This window comes from Stenotrophomonas sp. 2YAF26, from assembly GCF_052114625.1.
Classification (GTDB): Bacteria; Pseudomonadota; Gammaproteobacteria; order Xanthomonadales; family Xanthomonadaceae; genus Stenotrophomonas; species Stenotrophomonas indicatrix.
This window is the reverse complement of the sequence record NZ_JBFRFC010000009.1, coordinates 123,737-141,414: the sequence shown is the minus strand read 5'-3', so window position 1 is coordinate 141,414 and position 17,678 is coordinate 123,737. Positions and strand designations below refer to the sequence as shown.

Below are 17,678 nucleotides of genomic sequence, written 5' to 3'. Positions count from 1 at the left end.
CTTAACCCCCCGCCTGTCGGCGCGCCCCCTTGAACAACAAGGGGGCTCCACTTTCGGAGGCGCCGCGCGCCAGAAGCCGAGCGCACTCTGCTCCTCGGTTCCATCCACGCATGGCGTGGATCTACCGTGTCGACCAAGGTCGACACCCACCAAAGGCAGGCCATGCCGTGTCGGCCAAGGTCGACAACCACCAGGAGCAGGCCATGGCATTCCGGCAGATCGCGGCGATCTGTCGAAGGCGGGGTGGGTCCGGTTGCGGGGGCGTGAGCCGCATGGATGCGGCGACCGAGCTTACAGGGACGTACTTGCAGCGTCCCCCGCAACCGGACCCACCCCGCCATCCCACGGAATGCCCGCTTTTGACGTTGACGTTGGCGTTGACGTTGACGTTGATTCGGCAGGTGCAGGGCGCAGCCCTGCCGATCACCCCACCTGCACCCGCCGCCCTTCGCGCGCGCTGTCCATCCCCGCCTGCAGCAACCGCATCACCTGCAGCGCCTGCTGCGCGCTGACCGTCGGCTCGCCCTCACCCTGCATCGCCGCCGCGAAGTCGGCATACAGGCGCCGGTAGTCGCCCGGCAGGTTGTCCACGGTGCTGCGCTGGACGTTGTCCTCCGCATCGCAGTGCAGCAGCTCGCCGTGGCGCGGATCGACGCCCCATCCCGGCGCACCTGGCGCGATGCCGCGACGCAGCTGCGCCTCCTGCACGTCCAGGCCATGTTTGATCCAGCTGGCCCGCGTGCCATGCACGGCGAAACGCGGTGCAGGCGCAGCGACCAGTGAACCGGCATGCACGATCGCGCGATGGCGCGGGTAGTGAAGCACCGCATGGAAATAGTCGATACCAGCGCCGCCTTCGCGCTGCACGGCGAGGTCCGCATCGATCGCCTGCGGACAGCCGAACAGCACCAGCATCTGGTCCAGCAGGTGCGGCCCCAGGTCGTACCACAGGCCGCTGCCCGGCCCGTCCTGCTCGCGCCAGCGTTCGCGCACCTGCGGACGATAGCGGTCGAAATGTGCGTGGCATTCGGCGATGTCACCGAGCGTGCCGTCGGCAAGCAGCGCCTGCAGGGTCAGGAAGTCCGCATCGAACCGCCGGTTCTGGAACACGGTAGCGATGCGTCCAGCGTCGCGCGCTGCGGCCAGCACCTGTTCGGCTTCGCGCACGCTCACGGCGAACGGCTTGTCCACCAGCACATGCTTGCCGGCGGCCAGCGCGGCGATGGCCAATGGCGCGTGCTGTTCGTTCGGCGTGGCGATGACCACCGCATCTACCGCAGGGTCATCGAAGACCTCCTGTGCGGTAGCGCGTACGTGGACGTCGCTGAAGGTGCGCAGCAGCGTATCGCGCTGCGAACTGACCACGCTGTGCAGAGCCAGCCCCGGCGTGTGCTGGATCAGCGGGGCGTGGAAGACGCGGCCGGCAAGGCCGTAGCCGATCAGGGCCAGTTGCAGCTCAGGGCGCATGGGAGGACTCCGCGCAGATCGTGAAGTGCAGGACAGGAACCTCAGGGTAAACGAGATGACTACGCGCCCGGAAGCTGAACCATTCCCGCTGCGGGTGCGCCCATTCACGTGAGCGTGACCGCAGCGCCACGCCTGCACTACAAGCACTTGGCGACACTGGGCGCACCAACCAGTAGGAGAACCAAACGATGAGCACCACGACCCGTACGCTGTTGGCTTCCGCCCTCACCCTGGGCCTGGCGCTGTCCTCCTCGGCCGCATTCGCCCAGGACGCCGCAGCGAAGAGCCCGCCGAAAACCGATCATTCGGCGATGACCCATGCAGACCGCCATGATTCCAACGAGCCGGTCACCGACAGCTGGATCACCACCAAGGTCAAGGCCGATCTGCTCGCCAGCAGCAATGTGCCGGGTACCGAAGTAAAGGTGGAGACGGTCAATGGCGTGGTCAGCCTGAGTGGCACCGTTGCCACCAAGGCCGAGCATGACAAGGCCATCGCCACCGCCAAGGGCATCAAGGGCGTGACCCGCGTTGATGCCGCCGCACTGAAGGTCAGTGCCGCCAAGCGTTGATCGACGCCGCAGGTTATCGGCAGGGGCGCTCCTACGGGGGCGCCCCTGTTTTGTGCTGTGGCGCCTGCTCGATACGTGCTGGTGGGCGCCCCGCCGAATGACCCATTGCCCCAGAGATGTGACCGGCTGCGCTATATTGCCGGTTCCGCCGTGGCCGGTCCTGCCCGGATCGCACTCCCCGGCTGAGCTGACGAGGAACTATGGCGCTGGTTTTCAGTGATGACATCTGGGATCGCTGGCGACTGCCTGCTTTGGCACTGGCAGCGGTAGCCATCATCGTGGTCCCGTGGTTGACCCTGCGCAAACTGCAGCAGGACAACGAACTGGCCATGGGCTGGGTGACCCATACCCAGCAGGTGACCGTGGCCCTGCAGCAGCTGCAGACCGACGTGCGCGACATCGAATCTGCTGCGTTGACGCTGTCCAAGGGCGTGGACGCGCCGGGCCTGCGCGAGCGCATGGGCAAGGCCAACGACATCCCCGAGCGTCTGGCCGAACTGGGCCGGATGACCCGCGACAATCCCGACCAGCTGATCCGCATCGGCCGCATCCAGTCGATGCTGGAAGGCCGGCTGGGGGTTGCGCGTGAACTGGCGAAGTCCGAGCCGAACAGCGACCAGCGCGAGCTGGTGCAGGACCTGAGCACGCGCTACCCGATCCGCGGCCTGGTGGAAGAGCTGCAGGCCAGCGAGGAAGCGCTGCTGGCCCAGCGCACCGCGCAGGCGGAGCGACAGAAGCGGCAGACCAACTTCGTGTCGTGGAGCTCGCTGCTGGTGCAGCTGGCACTGCTCGGCCTGGTGCTGTGGCTGCTGCAACGGCAGATCGGCCGCCGCCTGCAGGCAGAGCGGCAGTCGCAGCGCGCGGCGGCACGCGCGGCGTCGGTGCTGCAGACCGTGCGCGAACCGATCGTGCTGCTGGATCGCGAGCTGCGCGTGCAGCTGCACAATCCCGCGTTCTCCGAGTTGTACGGGCTGCAGGATGAGCGCGCAGACGGCCTGCTGCTGGAAGACGTAGGCGAGGGCGCGTGGCGTGACCCGGTGGTGCGCCAGCGTCTGGCCGATGTGTTGCTGCGCGGCCGCGAACTGTGGGATTTCGAACATGAACAACGCACCGTCGACGGCATGTCCCGTTACATGCTGCTCAACGCACGGCGCATGCCGCTGCCTGACACCGACGATGAAGTGGTGCTGCTGACCGTCAGCGATGTGACCGTGCAGCGTGCGGTGCAGACACGCGTTGAAGAACTGAACCGGCAGCTGGAGGGCAAGGTTGCCCAGGTCTCGGAGGTCAACCGCGAACTGGAAGCGTTCAGCTACTCGGTGTCGCACGACCTGCGCGCGCCGCTGCGCCATGTCGCCGGTTTCTCGGACAAGCTGTCGCGCCATCTGGGCGAGGCTGCCGACGAGAAGAGCCAGCACTACCTGGGGGTGATCTCCGGTTCAGCGCGGCGCATGGCCACGTTGATCGACGACCTTCTGGTCTATTCGCGCCTGGGCCGCGTGGCGATGCGCCAGCAGACCGTGGACATGCAGTCGCTGGTGGCCGATACGCGCGCGATGCTCGACGCGAACGTGCAGAGCGAAGCCGAGAGCAGTGGCCACGCCCATCAGGTGGAGTGGAGCATCGCGCCGCTGCCGATCGTGGTGGGCGACGAAAACATGCTGCGCCAGGTCTGGCTGAACCTGCTGGGCAACGCGGTGAAGTATTCAGCCAACCGCGAGCCGGCCAAGGTCCGCGTTGACTACCAGCAGCAGCCCGATGGCGGTCATCAGTTCACGGTCAGCGACAATGGTGCAGGCTTTGACATGGCCTACGCCGGCAAGCTGTTCGGTGTATTCCAGCGCCTGCACAAGGCCAGCGACTATCCCGGTACCGGTATCGGCCTGGCCAGCGTTCGCAGGGTGCTGACCCGCCATGGCGGCCGAATCTGGGCCGAAGCCGCACCGGATGCTGGCGCCACCTTCCACTTCTATCTTCCCCCCGTGCTCGACACGGACAAACAGGGCCCCATCGCATGACGACGCTGCGCACCATCCTCCTGGCCGAAGACAGCCCGGCCGACGCCGAAATGGCGATCGATGCGCTGCAGGAAGCGCGCCTGGCCAATCCCATCGTGCACGTCGAAGACGGCGTGGAAGTGATGGATTACCTGCTGCGCCGTGGCGCCTTCGCCAGCCGCGAAGAGGGCCTGCCGGCGGTGCTGCTGCTGGACATCAAGATGCCGCGCATGGATGGCCTGGAAGTGCTGCGGCAGATCCGCGAACACGATGAGCTGAAGCGGTTGCCGGTGGTGATCCTGTCCTCCTCGCGCGAGGAAAGCGACCTGGCCCGCAGCTGGGACATGGGCGTGAACGCGTACGTGGTCAAGCCGGTGGACGTGGACCAGTTCTTCGGCGCAGTGCAGACCCTGGGCAAGTTCTGGGCACTGATCAACCAGGCTCCGGAGATCGAGTAGGCCCATGCCCCTGACCGGTCCCGCGCTCGGCGCATTGCGCATCCTGCTGGTGGAAGATTCCCCGGAGGATGCCGAGCTGATGTCCGAACAGATGCTCGATGCAGGCCTTGAGGCCACCTTCGAGCGTGTCGAGAGCGCGGACGACCTGCGCCATGCGCTGGCGCGCTTCCAGCCGGACATTGTCCTGTCCGACCTGAGCATGCCTGGCTTCTCCGGCGACGACGCGCTGCGCATCGTGCGCGATGCGTTGCCGGAGGTACCTTTCATCTTCGTCTCCGGCACCATGGGCGAGGAGAATGCGGTGGCGGCCCTGCAGAAGGGAGCCAACGACTACATCATCAAGCACCAGCCGGCGCGCCTGCCGTCGGCCGTGGCGCGCGCGGTGCGTGAGGCACGCAGCGCCATCGAGCGCTCGCGGGTGGAAACCGAGCTGATGCGCGCGCAACGGCTGGAAAGCCTGTCGTTGCTGGCCGCCGGGCTCAGCCACGATCTGCGGAACATCCTGCAGCCGCTGCTGATCATGCCGGACCTGCTGAAGGCGCGTACCGAAGATCCGCAGCTGCACCACCTGGCCGACGTGATCGCCGAGTGCGGTCGCCGTGGCCATGAGATGGCCGAATCGATGCTGTCGTTCGTGCGTGGCTCGCGCAAGGCCAGCGAACGCATCCACATCGATGACCTGTTCCAGGCCGTGGCGCTGCTGTTGCGCAGCAACGTGCCCGATGGCGTCCGCCTGGACCTGGTGGTCGAGGATGAGGGGCTGGTGGTCGATGCCAACTACACCGAGTTGCAGCAGGTGTTGTTGAACCTGGCGCTCAACGCGATCCAGGCGATGCCCCAGGGTGGCAACCTGAGCCTGACCGCCAGCCATGGTGGCCAGCGCGATGGCGAGGACTGGCTGCGCATCGCGGTGGTCGATGAAGGCACCGGCATGGATGCGGACACGTTGTCGCACCTGTTCAACCCGTTCTTCACCACCAAGGCCGATGGCACCGGGCTGGGCCTGATTTCCTGCAAGCGCATCGTTGAAGGTGCCGGTGGCAGCATCCACGTCGACAGCCAGCTGGGGCGGGGCACCTGCTTCGAGCTGCGCTTGCCGATGCATGCCAGCGCCGAGGGCGGCGAACCGATCGAACAGCTCGTGGCGCTGGGCAGCGGCCAGTCGATCCTGGTGGTCGATGGTGAAGCCACGCGCCTGTCGCTGTTGGGCAATGCGCTGTCCAGCCAGGGCTATCAGCTGCAGCTGGCCTCCGATGGCCCGGCTGCGCTGCGCTGGATGCAGCAGGAGGCGATGCCGGCGCTGGTGATTGCCGATGCCGGCTCCAAGCTGTTGTCGGCCAGCCAGCTGCTGGGCGAGATGGCCACGCTCGGTTATCGCGGCCCGGCGCTGGTGCTGGAAGATGCTGCCGGGGAAATGCCGGTTGATGTGTTCCCCGCTGGCATCGAGGTGCACCTGCTGCGCAAGCCGCTGCAGATGCAGCAGGTCTTCCGCGCGGTGGCCGACGCGCTGGGCTGAAATCAGGGGTAGTGCCGGCCGCTGGCCGGCATCCGCAATGATCCGACCACACGCAGATGCCGGCCAGCGGCCGGCACTACCGGTCCTGGGGTTCCCACGGGAACCGCGGCAGGCTTTCCACCGCCTGTTCCAGCCGCCGCGACCAGTTCTGGTGGATGTCGGCGTACAGCGGTGAATCGGCGCCCAGCCGCAGCTGCTGGCTGATCCGCAGTTCGCCGGCGCGCAGCAGCGCCAGGTCGACCGGCAGGCCCACCGACAGGTTGGAACGGATGGTCGAATCGAGCGAAACGATCGCCGTGCGCGCGGCATCTTCCAGATGCGTGGATGGGGTCAGGATGCGATCCAGGATCGGCTTGCCGTACTTGGATTCACCGATCTGCAGATAGGGCGTTTCCGGCGAGGCGGCGATGGCGTTGCCCAGCGGGTAGACCATGTACAGGCCGGGCTGCTCGCCGGCAATCTGTCCACCGAAGATCAGCGTGGCCTGGGTGTTCACCCCGTCATGGCCGTGTTCGGTGTGCTGGCTCTGCACCTGGCTGTCCACCAGCAGGGAGCCGACGTAGGCCGCAGCCTCGAACAGATGGGCCATGTCGCGCAGGTTCGGTGTGCGCCGCTCGTCGGCATCGCGCTTCAGCCGCGACACCAGCAACTGGGTCGTGGCCAGGTTGCCGGCGGCCATCACCACGTAGGCGGCCTGGCCGGGGTATTCGAACACGTGCAGTTTGCGGTGCACGCGGACATCGTCCAGCGCGGCATTGGTGCGGGTGTCGGCGGCGAAGACCAGGCCCTCGTCCACCTCGATTCCAACGCAATAGGTCATGTCGGTGCCCTATCATATGCGTCCCGGATTGTAGGCAGGCCGTTGTGACGATGGCATGCCCGCGCTCCACCTGATTGCCGTCACCGGAACCGCATGACCACCGTGCTCCTGAGCCTGGGCAGCAACGTCCATCCCCGCCGCTACCTCCACGCTGCGGTGGCGGCCCTGCGCGAGCGCTTTGGCGCGCTGCAGGTGTCTGCCGCCTACCGCACCGCTGCCGTCGGTTTCGACGGCCCGGCCTTCCTCAACAACGGCGTTGCCCTCGAGACCGACCTGCCGCTGCAGGAACTGGATGACTGGCTGCATGCGCTGGAAGATGCGCATGGTCGTGACCGCAGTGGCCCGCGCTTCTCCGACCGGACCCTGGACGTCGATGTGGCCGATACCGGTAGTGCCGGCCGCTGGCCGGCAGCATTTCAGCTGACCGTACGCCCACCATCCACGCGCAACGTGTGGCCGGTGACGAAGCTGGCCTCGGCCGCCAGCCAGTACACCGCTTCAGCGATTTCCTCGACGGTGCCGATCCGCGCCAGCGGCGTGCGCGCCAGCAGCGCCTCGCGGGCGAAGTCGTCCTTGCCCTGTTCCGGCCACAGGATCGCACCGGGTGCCACCGCGTTCACCCGCACCTTCGGCGCCAGTTCCAGCGCCAGCGAGCGGGTCGCCATTTCCAGCGCCGCCTTGGCCATCGTGTAGGCAATGTGGTCGCGCATCGGGTCGGTGCCGTGCAGGTCGGTCAGGTTGACGATGCAGCCGTGCTGGCGGCGCAGGTAAGGCGCGGCGGCCTGGGCCAGCAGCAGCGGCGCGCGCGCGTTGACCGCGTACAGCTCGTCCATCGCCTCGGCGGTGACCTGGCCGAGCGGGGTGGGGAAGAAGTTGGAGGCGTTGTTGACCAGCGCATCCAGGCGGCCGAAGTGGGTGACCGCCTGCTCGACCAGATCGGCCAGGGCATCGGCGTCGCGCAGGTCGGCCTGCAACGCCAGCACGCTGCCGGGGCGCTCGTTGTCCAGGTTGAAGGCGGCCTGCTGCAGTTCGGCGCTGGAGGTATGCGCGTGCAGCACCACTGACCAGCCACAGGCGTGGAACTGGCGGGCGATGGCTGCGCCGATCCGGCGTGCGCTGCCGGTGATCAGGGCCACGGGGGCGGTGTCACTCATCGAGGGTCCTCCAAGGCTCGGCTATCCTGTGCACCATTGTCACCGCATTCGAAGACGCCATGCAGCCTACCTTCCCCCTGCCCGAAGCCGATGCCCAGGCCCACAGCGATCAACTGGCCGCCGCCCTGCGTGCCGAGATCCTCGCACAGGGTGGGGCGATGCCATTCTCCCGCTTCATGGAGCTGTGCCTGTACACGCCGGGCTGGGGCTACTACAGCGCCGGTGCCAGCAAATTCGGCGGCAGCGGCGATTTCACCACCGCACCAGAACTCGGCAGCCTGTTCGCCGGCAGCGTGGCCAATGCGCTGGCGCCGGTGTTCGGCCAGCTCGATGCGCACGCACGGATGCTGGAACTGGGCGGCGGCACCGGCGCCTTCGCCGAGGCGGTGCTGCTGCGCCTGGCCGAGCTGGACGCGTTGCCGGCCCGTTACGCGATTCTCGAGCCCAGCGCGGACCTGCGCCAGCGCCAGCAGGAGCGTCTGCAGCAGAACCTGCCGCCTGAGCTGGCCAGCCGGGTGGAGTGGCTTGATCGCCCGTTCGAGGACGACTGGGACGGCGTGGTGTTCGCCAACGAGGTGATCGATGCGCTGCCGACACCGCGCTTCCTCATCAAGGACGGCGAGGTGTATGAGGAAACCGTCGAACTGGACGGGCAGGGCAATTTCATCCGTGGCGCGCAGCCGGCCGACGTGCTGCTCAACGGCGCGGTGCGCCATCTCGAACGTTATCTGGAAAAGCCCTTTGCCGATGGCTACCGTTCCGAGGTGCTGCCGCAGCTGCCGTACTGGCTGCAGGCGGTGGCCGGTGGCCTGCGCCGCGGCGCGATGCTGTTCGTCGATTACGGCTACAACCGGGGCGAGTTCTACCAGGAAGAGCGCGATGACGGCACCGTGCGCGCGTTCTACCGCCATCACGTGCACAACGAGATCCATCGTTGGCCGGGCCTGCAGGACATCACCGCGTCGGTCGATTTCACTGCCATGGCCGAGGCCGGCCTGCACGGCGGTTTCGAGCTGGCCGGTTACTGCAGCCAGGCCAGTTTCCTGCTTGGCAACGGCCTGGACCAGGTGCTGACCCTGGCCGAGGAGCGCACCGATGAAGTGGGCCGCATCCAGCTGCGCGACCAGGTGAAGAAGCTGACCCTGCCAACGGAGATGGGCGAGCGGTTCCAGGCCATTGGCCTGCAGCGCGACGTCGATTTCGAACCGGCCTTCGAACTGGGTGACCTGAGCTGGCGCCTGTGAGTGCAGCGTTGCCGGTGATCAAACCGCTGCGGCGGCCACGCTTGTGGAGCGCGTTGTGGGTGTTGGCGGTGCTGACGGTGATCGTGGTCTGCCTGATTCCGCCACCGCCGATCCCGCTGCCGGAAAACAGCGACAAGGGCGAGCATTTCCTGGCCTATTTCATCCTGGCCGGCAGCGCGGTGCAGTTGTTCCGGCGTGGCCGCCCACTGCTGTGGGTGGGGGCTGGCCTGGTACTGATGGGCGTCGGCATCGAGTTCGCGCAGGGCGCGTTGACCAGCAATCGCATGGCTGATCCGATGGATGCGGTGGCCAACACCATTGGCGTGTTGGCGGGGATGGCCACCGCATTGACCCCGCTGCGCGACATCCTGCTGCGCTGGCGGGGGTAAAGGCGTGCCAACCAAGGTTGGCGTCTACCGGTAGATCCACGCCATGCGTGGATCCCGCCGTAAAGCGCCAACCAGGGTTGGCATCTACCGAAGCGTCACCTCATCCAGCACCCACATCGCCGGGCGCGTGTCGCCGGTGAAGTTGATGCACAGATCACCCGTACCCGAGGTGCCCTTCGGCAAATCCGCGCGCAGGGTCACGAAGCCGTCTGCATTGGTCTGCGCCGGCAGCGGCACCTGCGCCAGTACCTTGCCCGTGCAGTCACCGCGACGGATCAGCATTTCGCCGTGCGCGCTCCGGGCCTTCTCGAAGCGGCGCTTCGGCTCGTCATGGGCCAGCTGGAAGTAGTACGGAATGCGGCCCGCACGCACTTCCACGCTGCCGATGCCATCGAACTGCGCCTGCGGCCAACGCCAGCAGGGCTGGAAGATATCGACGGTGAACACCGCACGCGCACCTTCGCGCGGACCATCGTCTTCCAGGCGCAGTACCAGGCCCTTCTCACCGACACAGCTGCGCAGTTCCTCGCTGTGCCGCGACAGCAGCGACTGCGTGGTGTACGACGCCTCCGTCGGCTTCGCGGCCAGCGGCTGGCCCTGGTAGAACGCAGCCGCCTGCACCGTCGCTGGCAGCGTGGACGTCAAAGGCTGCTGGTACAGCGGCGACTGCGCGGTCACCGGCTGGCCGTTGTTGCTGTAGCGCACTTCATAGCCCAGCGGATTGGCCAGTGACACGGTCACCGTGTTCGCCGCGCGGTCATCGGTGTAGGCCACGCCTACTTCGAACGGCGTCTGCGCATACGCCAGGCCCCAGGCGCGATAGCGCTGCAGCTGCGAGGGCAGGCGGGCCAGGAAGTCGCGGAAATCGCGATGCTCCGGCGTGCTCCAGCCGGTCTCGGCCACGGCGGCCAGGCGCGGGAACAGGTTGTGCTGCAGACGCGCGTAGGTGCGCGTGTGCTCGGTGAACATGTTCGCCTGCAGGCCGAGGATGTGCCCGCGCTTGTCGGCGGCCAGTTCGGCCGGCACCGGTTCGTAGTTGTAGAGCTTGGCCAGGTTCACCTGCGTCGGCCGGCCCGGCGGTTCGTTTGGCGAGGCCGTCTGCAGGTAATCCAAGTACAGGTGACTGACCGGCGACATCACCACATCGTGGCCGGCGCTGGCCGCAGCAAGGCCGCCTTCGGTGCCGCGCCAGGACATTACCGTGGCCTGCGGCGGCAGGCCGCCCTCAAGGATTTCGTCCCAGCCGATCAGGCGGCGGTCGTGTTGTTCCAGGAAGGTTTCCAGGCGCTTGATGATGTGGCTCTGCATGGCCATCTCATCCTTGATGCCGAGCGCGCGCATGCGCTGCTGCACCTGTTTTGATGCCTCCCACTGGTCCTTCACCGCCTCGTCGCCACCCACATGCACATACCTGGCCGGGAACAGGGCGATGACTTCTTCCAGCACGTTTTCCAGGAAGGTAACGGTGCCGTCCTCGACGTTGAACAGGTTCGGGAACACGCCCCATTCGCTCAACGGCTTCAGTGGCGTGTTGATCGTGCCAAGTTCCGGATAGGCAGCGATGGCAGCGGTGGCGTGGCCGGGGACATCGATCTCCGGAATCACCTGGATATGCAGCGCGGCCGCGTACGCGATCACTTCGCGGATCTGGTCCTGCGAATAGAAGCCGCAGTACGGATGCTCCTTGCCGCTGACCGGATCGATGCCGCCGTCACCGGCCGGCAGTCGGCAGCTGCCGACCTCGGTCAGCCTCGGGTAGCGCTTGATCTCCATGCGCCAGCCCTGGTCGTCGGTCAGGTGCCAATGGAAGGTGTTGAGCTTGTGCGCGGCCATCGCATCGAGCACGCGCTTGATCTCGTCCAGGCTCTGGAAGTGCCGCGCCGAGTCGAGCATGAAGCCGCGCCAGCTGAAACGCGGCGCATCCTGGATCTGCACGGCCGGCAGCACGCCGTTGCTGCCGCCGGTGGCGAGCTGGGCCAGCGTGGTGGCGCCGTAGAACAGGCCGGACTCGTTGCCGGCCTGCACCACCACGCCCTGCGCGGTGCTTTCCAGCGTGTAGCCCTCGCCACTGTCGCGGAAGGTCGGCACGATCTGGAAGCGGATGCTGCCGCCCTTGGTGACGGCCTTGCCGTTGGCCACTGCCAGGCGCGGCCCACCACTGCGCGCCAGCAGATCGGCGAACTGTGCAGCGACGCGCTGTGCGGCTTCGCCATCGGCATGCAACACGGTGCCCGCGCCGACAGTGATGCCCGCGCCGTTGCCTCGCTGCACGTTGGCCGGTGCGGGAATCAACATCAGGCTGCCGGCGCGCAACTGCGGTCCGGGGCCGGTATCGAGTGCCGGGGCATCGGCGGCCAGTGCCGGCAGCACGGGCAGGGCGGCCAGCAGGCTGCCCAGCAACAGAAGGCTGCGCATCCTGGCGCGGGTGGGCTTCGTCATCGGAAGGACTCCTTGAATCGGGTGCGATGTTCGCTATACATGAAAAACGCCGGGCCCGGAATGACCCAGGCCCGGCGTGCGTGCACGACTCGGCGATGAGGCTGCCGTTGGATCAGTACTTGAAGCGGAAGTTCAGGTAGTACTGGCGACCGTTGCTGTAGAACGAGGTCGGAATGGCCGCGGTCTGGTAGTACTTGTAGGTCGGGTTGTTGAGGTTCAGGCCATCCAGGCTGATGCTCAGCCAGTCGGTGGCCTTGAAGCTCAGCGACGCCGACAGCGTGCCGAAGTCATCCTGGTAGTACGGGTTGGTGCCCGACAGGCTGATCAGGAACGAGGAGCGGTGGGTGTAGCTGACCCGCGCGCCGAAGCGCTCGTTCTCGAAGTAGGCACCTACGTTGTAGGTGTTCTTCGAGGTGCCCAGCAGGTTGTGCGAGCCGTCCGACCAGGTGTGCGCGGTGCTGCCGTTGGCGTAGGTGTAGTTGGCATTGACGCCGAAGTACTCGCCGATCGGCTGCTCATAAGCCACTTCCACACCCGTGACCTTGCCGTCGGCATTGATCGGGGTGGAGATCTGGTAGGTCTCAAGCTGGTTGGTCAGTTCGCTGTACAGCTGGCGCGAAACCACGTCGAAGGCGATGTAGTCCTTCAGGTCCATGTGGTACGCACCGATCGACAGCAGGCCGCGCGGCATGAAGTACCACTCCAGATTGGCATCCAGGTTGGTGGACAGGGTCGGCTTCAGGTTCGGATTGCCGCCGCCGCCGGTCCGGTTCAGATCCGAACCGTAGGACGATGCACCCAGTGCCGAGTAATCGGGCAGGGTCTGGGTCTGCGAGGCCGCTACGCGCAGCACCAGCTTGTCGTCCAGGTCGAACTTGATGTTGGCGCTGGGCAGCACGCGGTTGCGCTTGTTCTGGAAGGCCACGCGTTCCCACATGCCGAACAGGCTGCTGACGTCGGCATCGGCGGCATTGCTGACCGCGTTGTAGGTGTTGATGTCCTGCTTGATGTTGACGTAACGCAGGCCCACGTTGCCTGCCCACCAGTCACCACGGAAGTTGGCCTGCACGTAGCCGGCGAAGTTCTTTTCCTTCACCTGCCACTCGGCACCGTAGTTGTGGCGACCGGTCGGGCCGTCGTTGCCCGCCAGCCAGGTGGAGTTGTTGGTTACCGCGTCCTTCAACGCACCCGGGGTGAAGTACCAGATGTTGCGCGGGAAGGTGCCGCCGATATCACCAGCGAAGCCGTTCGGATAGTTGGAGGTGGCACCGTTCTTCAGCGCGCTCCAGATATCACCCGGCGTTGCACCTTCCGGCGACAGCGCTTCGCGCTTGTGGTCGGCAAAGCGCAGACCGAAGTCGATGGAGCTCAGCACGCCGCCGTCGTTGAAGTACTGGTTGAAGTCGAGCGTGGCCCACTTCTCCTTGTCTTCGGCGGTGACCTGCTGGTTGCCCCAGGTGCCGAAGCTGGTCACGCCGTTGGGCGAAAGGTCGCCGCCGACGTTCCAGTCGATCGGCGAGCCGGCGCCATGGGTAGCCCAGCTGGCGCCACCGCCGCTTCCAACGGTGACCTCGGCGATGTACTGGCGCGGGGTCTCACCAGTGCCCTTGGTGCTGCCGGCTTGGAACTTGGCCGTCAGGCTGTCGCTGATCTGCCAGTCGGCATCGAAGGTGACGTAGCTCGACTTGGCCTTCGACTCGCGGTAGATCATGTCGTACACCGCGTAGTTGGTGCCGGGCACGCCTGCATAGGTGGCGTTGGTCAGCACGCCATCCTTGACCACATAGCCCGGGTTCGGCGCCTGCACTTTGGCGAAGCTGTTGCCGAACATCATGAAGTTGCGGTTGTAGTTGTTCGCCTTCAGCTCGGAGCTGAAACCGTTCAGGCCCAGGGTAAGGGTGTCGGTCGGCTTGAACTGCAGCGAGACCAGGCCACCCTTGCGCTCACGGGTCTGTTCGAACAGGGTTGAACCCAGCAGGCCGGGAACGTTGACGCCGATCAGGTCCGGATTGGTCTTGGCAACCGGATCACCGGCGCCGATCTTGAAGAAGCCGCCCGGAATTTCCTGTGCTTCACGGCGCAGTTCGCGCTTCTGGCTGAAGCCCTGCACCATCACGCCGAAGGTGTTTTCTTCGTTCTTGTAGTTGAACAATGCCGAGTACTGCGGGTCATTCGACTTGGCCTGGTCCGAACGCACCATGCCGATCGAGCCTTCAGCGGTGAACTGCTTGGAGAACTCCAGCGGCTTGCGGGTGATGATGTTGACGGTACCGGTGGTGCCGCCGTCCTGCAGCTTGGCCTGCGAGGACTTGTTCACTTCAACCGAGCTGACCAGTTCCGACGGCAGCAGCGAGTAGCTGACGCTGCGGCCGACGTTGTTGCCCTGGCTGAGCACGAACCAGTCGGCCGAACCGACGGTGTGGCCATTGATCAGGGTCTGGGTGAGGCTGGGGCTGGTGCCGCGCAGGCTGACACGGTCGGCTTCGTCGAAGCCGCCTTCATCGGCGCTGGACGAGCTGATATTGACGCCCGGCAGGCGCTGCAGGGTGTCGGCAACGTTGTGCGCCGGCAGCTTGCCCACGTCTTCGGCGGTGACCACTTCCACGCGCGCATTGGCGTCGCGCTTGGTGTCCAGCGACTTTTCCATCGAACCGCGGATACCGGTGACGGTGACGGTGTCCAGATCGGTGGCGGTCTGGGCGGCCTGCTGCGCGTGCGCACTGAAGGCGATGCAGCTGATGATGGCGGCCGAAAGCAAGGTCTTGCGGGTATTCATGATGTCTCTCCTCATCACTCGATTGGATGCCGGCGGCGATATGGGATTGCGGTTGCGATGACGTGCGCGGGGCGGCGGCGATGTCCCGGGCATTGGCGTGCCACGTACTGCGTGCTGCGATTGCGTTGAAGCCGTTTCAGGTTCAGGCGTCGGCGTGGAGCAGGTACCAGCTGGCAGCGCCGATCACGCCCAGCTGTCCGTGTTCGACCACCTTCACCGGGATGCGTGCCAGCGCCTCGCCCATCGGCCCCTTCTGCAGGTAGCGTTCGACGAAGGTGCTGGTGCGCAGGTACTCGCGGATCTGCGGCAGGATTCCACCGGCCAGGTAAACCCCGCCGTGGGCGCCATAGAACAGGGCCATGTCGCCGATGGTGCTGCCGAGCAGGCCGCAGAACACATCCAGCGCCTGTCGTGCCAGCGGATCGGTGTCTGCCATTGCTGCGGCGGTGACCGCATCGGGGCTGGCCAGCGCCGGCGCCTGGTCCTGCAGTGCGCAGATCGCGCGGTACAGGTTCATCAGGCCAGGACCGGAAATGGCATGTTCGATCGACACGTGCGCGCGGTCGCGTTGCATGTGGCGGACGATCGCCATTTCCAGTTCGGTGCTGGCGGCCAGGGTGGGCTGGCCGGCTTCGGTGGCCAGCACCACCGGACCGTTGGCCGTGGGAATCCACAGCGCTGCACCCAGGCCGGTGCCAGGGCCGACCACCAGGGTCGGGCCGCGCGGCGCCGTCTCCGGTCCGCACAGGTGCAGCACGCCGCTGGCATCGACCTGCGCGGCCGCATAGGCCACGGCTTCGAAGTCGTTGACGATGTGCACCCGCTGCAGGCCGACGTCGGCCTCGATCTGCCGCGCCGACAACGGCCACGGCACATTGGCGGTGATCACTGTGCCGTCTTCGCGGGCATAGCCAGCGGTGGCGACCACGCAGTGCGACGGGCGCGGGCCTTCGGCCAGGAAGTCGGCGAGGATCGCGCTGAGCCCGGCGTGGTCGGCGTTGCGGTACTTGCGGTAATCGAGCACCTGCACCGGATGGGCATCGTCGCCGCTGGCCTGGACCCGGGCGACACGCACATGGGTGCCGCCAACGTCGGCAGCCAGGAACGAGGGCGCGACGCGGGACAGGACATGGGCCGGGGCGGGATGGCTGGCGGTCACGCGGGCTCCTGCTGCAGGTGGGGCCGGCCCCGGGAAGGGCAACGATGGAGCCGGCGATTGGGCGGAGTCTGTAACCGCGTTGACAACGATGTCAACGAGTTCGTGACACTTTCGTTGCTGCGCCGCAACGAATGCAGATCGCCGTAAACGTTTACATGGCGTGAGTACTGCATCCCGGGCGGAACCGTTGCAGCAAGGGGCTTCAAGGGCCAAGCGCATTCAGCGGATGGCCGTGCAGCGCGCTTGCGCAGTGCAACATGAGGTGTGGTGACCCGTGCAGGGAAGTTGACAAACGGTCGCTGTCCATCGAAAGAATGTGACAACGTTGTTCCCAGCCACTCTCCGACGCCGTGTTCTGCGGCCGTCGCCGCAGGAGCCTTCCTGATGTCAGCCGTCCCCGCTGCAAGCGCACGCCCGAACGTGGCCTCGTCCATCGCCATCGTCGGCGTGCTGTTCTTCCTGATCGGCTTCTTCACCTGGCTCAACGGCCCGTTGATCACCTTCGTCAAACTCGCCTTCGAGCTGAGCGAGGTCGGCGCCTTCCTGGTGCTGATGGTGTTCTACCTGTCCTACTTCTTCCTGGCCCTGCCGGCGTCGTGGATCCTGCGCCGCACCGGCATGAAAAAAGGCCTGAGCCTGAGCCTGCTGGTGATGGCCGGTGGTGCGGCGTTGTTCGGTGAATTCGCCACCCAGCGCTGGTATCCCGGTGCACTGGGCGGCCTGTTCGTGATCGGTAGCGGCCTTGCGCTGCTGCAGACCGCGATCAACCCGTACATCTCCATCCTCGGCCCGATCGAAACCGCCGCACGGCGCATCGCGATGATGGGCATCTGCAACAAGATCGCTGGCATCCTTGCGCCGATATTGATCGGCACCCTGGTGCTGCATGGCATCGGTGATCTCGACGCTCAGGTGCAGGCCGCCGATGCGGCCACCAAGGCCACGCTGCTCAACCAGTTCGCGGCCAAGATCCACGCGCCGTATCTGGCCATGGCCGGTTTGCTGGTGCTGCTGGCGGTGGCGGTATTGTTCTCGCCGCTGCCCGAAATCAAGGCCTCCGAGGCCAATGCCACACCGGCCGGCGTGCCAGGCAAGGCCGAGCGCAGCAGCATCTTCCAGTTCCCGCATCTGTGGCTGGGCGTGCTCTGCCTGTTCGTCTACGTCGGCGTGGAAGTGATGGCCGGTGATGCCATCGGTACCTACGGTCATGGCTTCGACCTGCCGCTGGACCAGACCAAGATGTTCACCGCGTTCACCCTGTTTGCGATGCTCATCGGCTACGTGGTCGGCCTGGTGTTGATCCCGCGAGTGGTCTCGCAGTCGCGCTACCTGACCGTCTCGGCGGTATTGGGCGTGCTGTTCTGCCTGGGCGCCTTCTTCACCCACGGCTATGTGTCGGTCGCCTTCGTGGCACTGCTGGGCTTTGCCAACGCGATGATGTGGCCGGCGATCTTCCCGCTGGCGATCCGTGGCCTGGGCCGCTTCACCGAAACCGGTTCGGCGCTGCTGGTCATGGGCATCGCCGGCGGCGCGATCATTCCGCAGCTGTTTGCCGTGCTCAAGCAGCACATCGACTTCCAGCTGGTGTTCCTGCTGCTGATGGTGCCCTGCTATCTGTACATCCTGTTCTACTCGGTGGTCGGCCATCGCGTCGGCCTGCCGCAGGACAAGGTCTGATCGGCGATGA

At 66.1% G+C, this 17,678-nt stretch carries 12 protein-coding genes and 2 pseudogenes; 8 read left to right on the top strand and 6 right to left on the bottom strand.

Translation table 11 applies throughout. From position 1 onward, the window contains the following. Window positions 1-423: 423 nt before the first annotated feature. Window positions 424-1,467 (bottom strand): oxidoreductase, encoded by a 1,044-nt coding sequence (locus AB4Y98_RS11825; protein WP_442244408.1) that lies wholly within the window; start codon window positions 1,465-1,467, stop codon window positions 424-426. Window positions 1,468-1,802: 335 nt separating this feature from the next. Between AB4Y98_RS11825 and AB4Y98_RS11820 the strand changes: the two are divergent. The 4 genes and pseudogenes from AB4Y98_RS11820 to AB4Y98_RS11805 all read left to right on the top strand — a co-directional run. Continuing rightward, a pseudogene (locus AB4Y98_RS11820) lies at window positions 1,803-2,039 on the top strand (BON domain-containing protein); the annotation flags it as partial. Window positions 2,040-2,239: 200 nt separating this feature from the next. Further along, window positions 2,240-4,057 carry a sensor histidine kinase gene (locus tag AB4Y98_RS11815; protein ID WP_312786955.1) on the top strand — a complete coding sequence of 606 codons (1,818 nt, stop codon included), beginning with the start codon at window positions 2,240-2,242 and terminating at the stop codon, window positions 4,055-4,057. Next, window positions 4,054-4,494: a response regulator gene (locus AB4Y98_RS11810; protein WP_025878695.1), complete on the top strand. Its 441-nt coding sequence runs from the start codon at window positions 4,054-4,056 to the stop codon at window positions 4,492-4,494. Before AB4Y98_RS11815 ends, AB4Y98_RS11810 begins: the two co-directional genes overlap by 4 nt. A 4-nt stretch (window positions 4,495-4,498) precedes the next feature. Beyond that, on the top strand, window positions 4,499-6,010 hold the full coding sequence (locus tag AB4Y98_RS11805; protein WP_312786956.1) for an ATP-binding response regulator: 1,512 nt from the start codon (window positions 4,499-4,501) through the stop codon (window positions 6,008-6,010). Between the two features lie 76 nt (window positions 6,011-6,086). Here the strand turns inward: AB4Y98_RS11805 and AB4Y98_RS11800 are convergent, their stop codons facing one another. Beyond that, window positions 6,087-6,830, bottom strand: a complete 744-nt coding sequence (locus tag AB4Y98_RS11800; protein WP_442244407.1) for a 20S proteasome subunit A/B — start codon at window positions 6,828-6,830, stop codon at window positions 6,087-6,089. A gap of 93 nt (window positions 6,831-6,923) precedes the next feature. Between AB4Y98_RS11800 and folK the strand changes: the two are divergent. Further along, a pseudogene (gene folK, locus AB4Y98_RS11795) lies at window positions 6,924-7,220 on the top strand (2-amino-4-hydroxy-6-hydroxymethyldihydropteridine diphosphokinase); the annotation flags it as partial. A gap of 26 nt (window positions 7,221-7,246) precedes the next feature. Here the strand turns inward: folK and AB4Y98_RS11790 are convergent. Further along, window positions 7,247-7,984, bottom strand: a complete 738-nt coding sequence (locus tag AB4Y98_RS11790) for a pteridine reductase (protein WP_025878691.1) — start codon at window positions 7,982-7,984, stop codon at window positions 7,247-7,249. A 59-nt stretch (window positions 7,985-8,043) separates the two neighbouring features. Between AB4Y98_RS11790 and AB4Y98_RS11785 the strand changes: the two genes are divergently transcribed. Beyond that, complete coding sequence (locus AB4Y98_RS11785) at window positions 8,044-9,228, top strand: class I SAM-dependent methyltransferase (protein ID WP_442244406.1); 1,185 nt, start codon at window positions 8,044-8,046, stop codon at window positions 9,226-9,228. Next, window positions 9,225-9,617, top strand: coding sequence for a VanZ family protein (locus AB4Y98_RS11780; RefSeq protein ID WP_230111317.1), 393 nt, complete (start codon window positions 9,225-9,227; stop codon window positions 9,615-9,617). Before AB4Y98_RS11785 ends, AB4Y98_RS11780 begins: the two co-directional genes overlap by 4 nt. 84 nt (window positions 9,618-9,701) lie before the next feature. Here AB4Y98_RS11780 and AB4Y98_RS11775 read toward each other — a convergent pair whose 3' ends face one another. The 3 genes from AB4Y98_RS11775 to AB4Y98_RS11765 all read right to left on the bottom strand — a co-directional run bounded on the left by AB4Y98_RS11775 (window position 9,702) and on the right by AB4Y98_RS11765 (window position 15,991). Further along, window positions 9,702-12,056 carry a beta-N-acetylhexosaminidase gene (locus AB4Y98_RS11775; protein ID WP_442244405.1) on the bottom strand — a complete coding sequence of 785 codons (2,355 nt, stop codon included), beginning with the start codon at window positions 12,054-12,056 and terminating at the stop codon, window positions 9,702-9,704. A gap of 112 nt (window positions 12,057-12,168) precedes the next feature. Then, complete coding sequence (locus AB4Y98_RS11770; protein ID WP_363731596.1) at window positions 12,169-14,832, bottom strand: TonB-dependent receptor; 2,664 nt, start codon at window positions 14,830-14,832, stop codon at window positions 12,169-12,171. 142 nt (window positions 14,833-14,974) lie between these two features. Further along, the gene (locus AB4Y98_RS11765) at window positions 14,975-15,991 is read right to left on the bottom strand and encodes a glucokinase family protein (protein ID WP_442244404.1); all 1,017 of its coding nucleotides are present in this window, start codon (window positions 15,989-15,991) and stop codon (window positions 14,975-14,977) included. A gap of 384 nt (window positions 15,992-16,375) precedes the next feature. Here AB4Y98_RS11765 and AB4Y98_RS11760 point away from each other — a divergent pair, with 384 nt between their 5' ends. Next, window positions 16,376-17,668 carry a sugar MFS transporter gene (locus tag AB4Y98_RS11760; RefSeq protein ID WP_025878685.1) on the top strand — a complete coding sequence of 431 codons (1,293 nt, stop codon included), beginning with the start codon at window positions 16,376-16,378 and terminating at the stop codon, window positions 17,666-17,668. Window positions 17,669-17,678: the final 10 nt, after the last annotated feature.

Excerpts from the sequence above, each read along its gene's own strand:
- AB4Y98_RS11810 (WP_025878695.1), top strand. The coding sequence starts at position 4,054 with ATGACGACGCTGCGCACCATCCTCCTGGCCGAAGACAGCCCGGCCGAC.
- AB4Y98_RS11800 (WP_442244407.1), bottom strand. The coding sequence starts at position 6,830 with ATGACCTATTGCGTTGGAATCGAGGTGGACGAGGGCCTGGTCTTCGCC.
- AB4Y98_RS11805 (WP_312786956.1), top strand. The coding sequence starts at position 4,499 with ATGCCCCTGACCGGTCCCGCGCTCGGCGCATTGCGCATCCTGCTGGTG.
- AB4Y98_RS11790 (WP_025878691.1), bottom strand. The coding sequence starts at position 7,984 with ATGAGTGACACCGCCCCCGTGGCCCTGATCACCGGCAGCGCACGCCGG.
- AB4Y98_RS11770 (WP_363731596.1), bottom strand. The coding sequence starts at position 14,832 with ATGAATACCCGCAAGACCTTGCTTTCGGCCGCCATCATCAGCTGCATC.
- AB4Y98_RS11785 (WP_442244406.1), top strand. The coding sequence starts at position 8,044 with ATGCAGCCTACCTTCCCCCTGCCCGAAGCCGATGCCCAGGCCCACAGC.
- AB4Y98_RS11775 (WP_442244405.1), bottom strand. The coding sequence starts at position 12,056 with ATGACGAAGCCCACCCGCGCCAGGATGCGCAGCCTTCTGTTGCTGGGC.
- AB4Y98_RS11760 (WP_025878685.1), top strand. The coding sequence starts at position 16,376 with ATGTCAGCCGTCCCCGCTGCAAGCGCACGCCCGAACGTGGCCTCGTCC.
- AB4Y98_RS11815 (WP_312786955.1), top strand. The coding sequence starts at position 2,240 with ATGGCGCTGGTTTTCAGTGATGACATCTGGGATCGCTGGCGACTGCCT.
- AB4Y98_RS11825 (WP_442244408.1), bottom strand. The coding sequence starts at position 1,467 with ATGCGCCCTGAGCTGCAACTGGCCCTGATCGGCTACGGCCTTGCCGGC.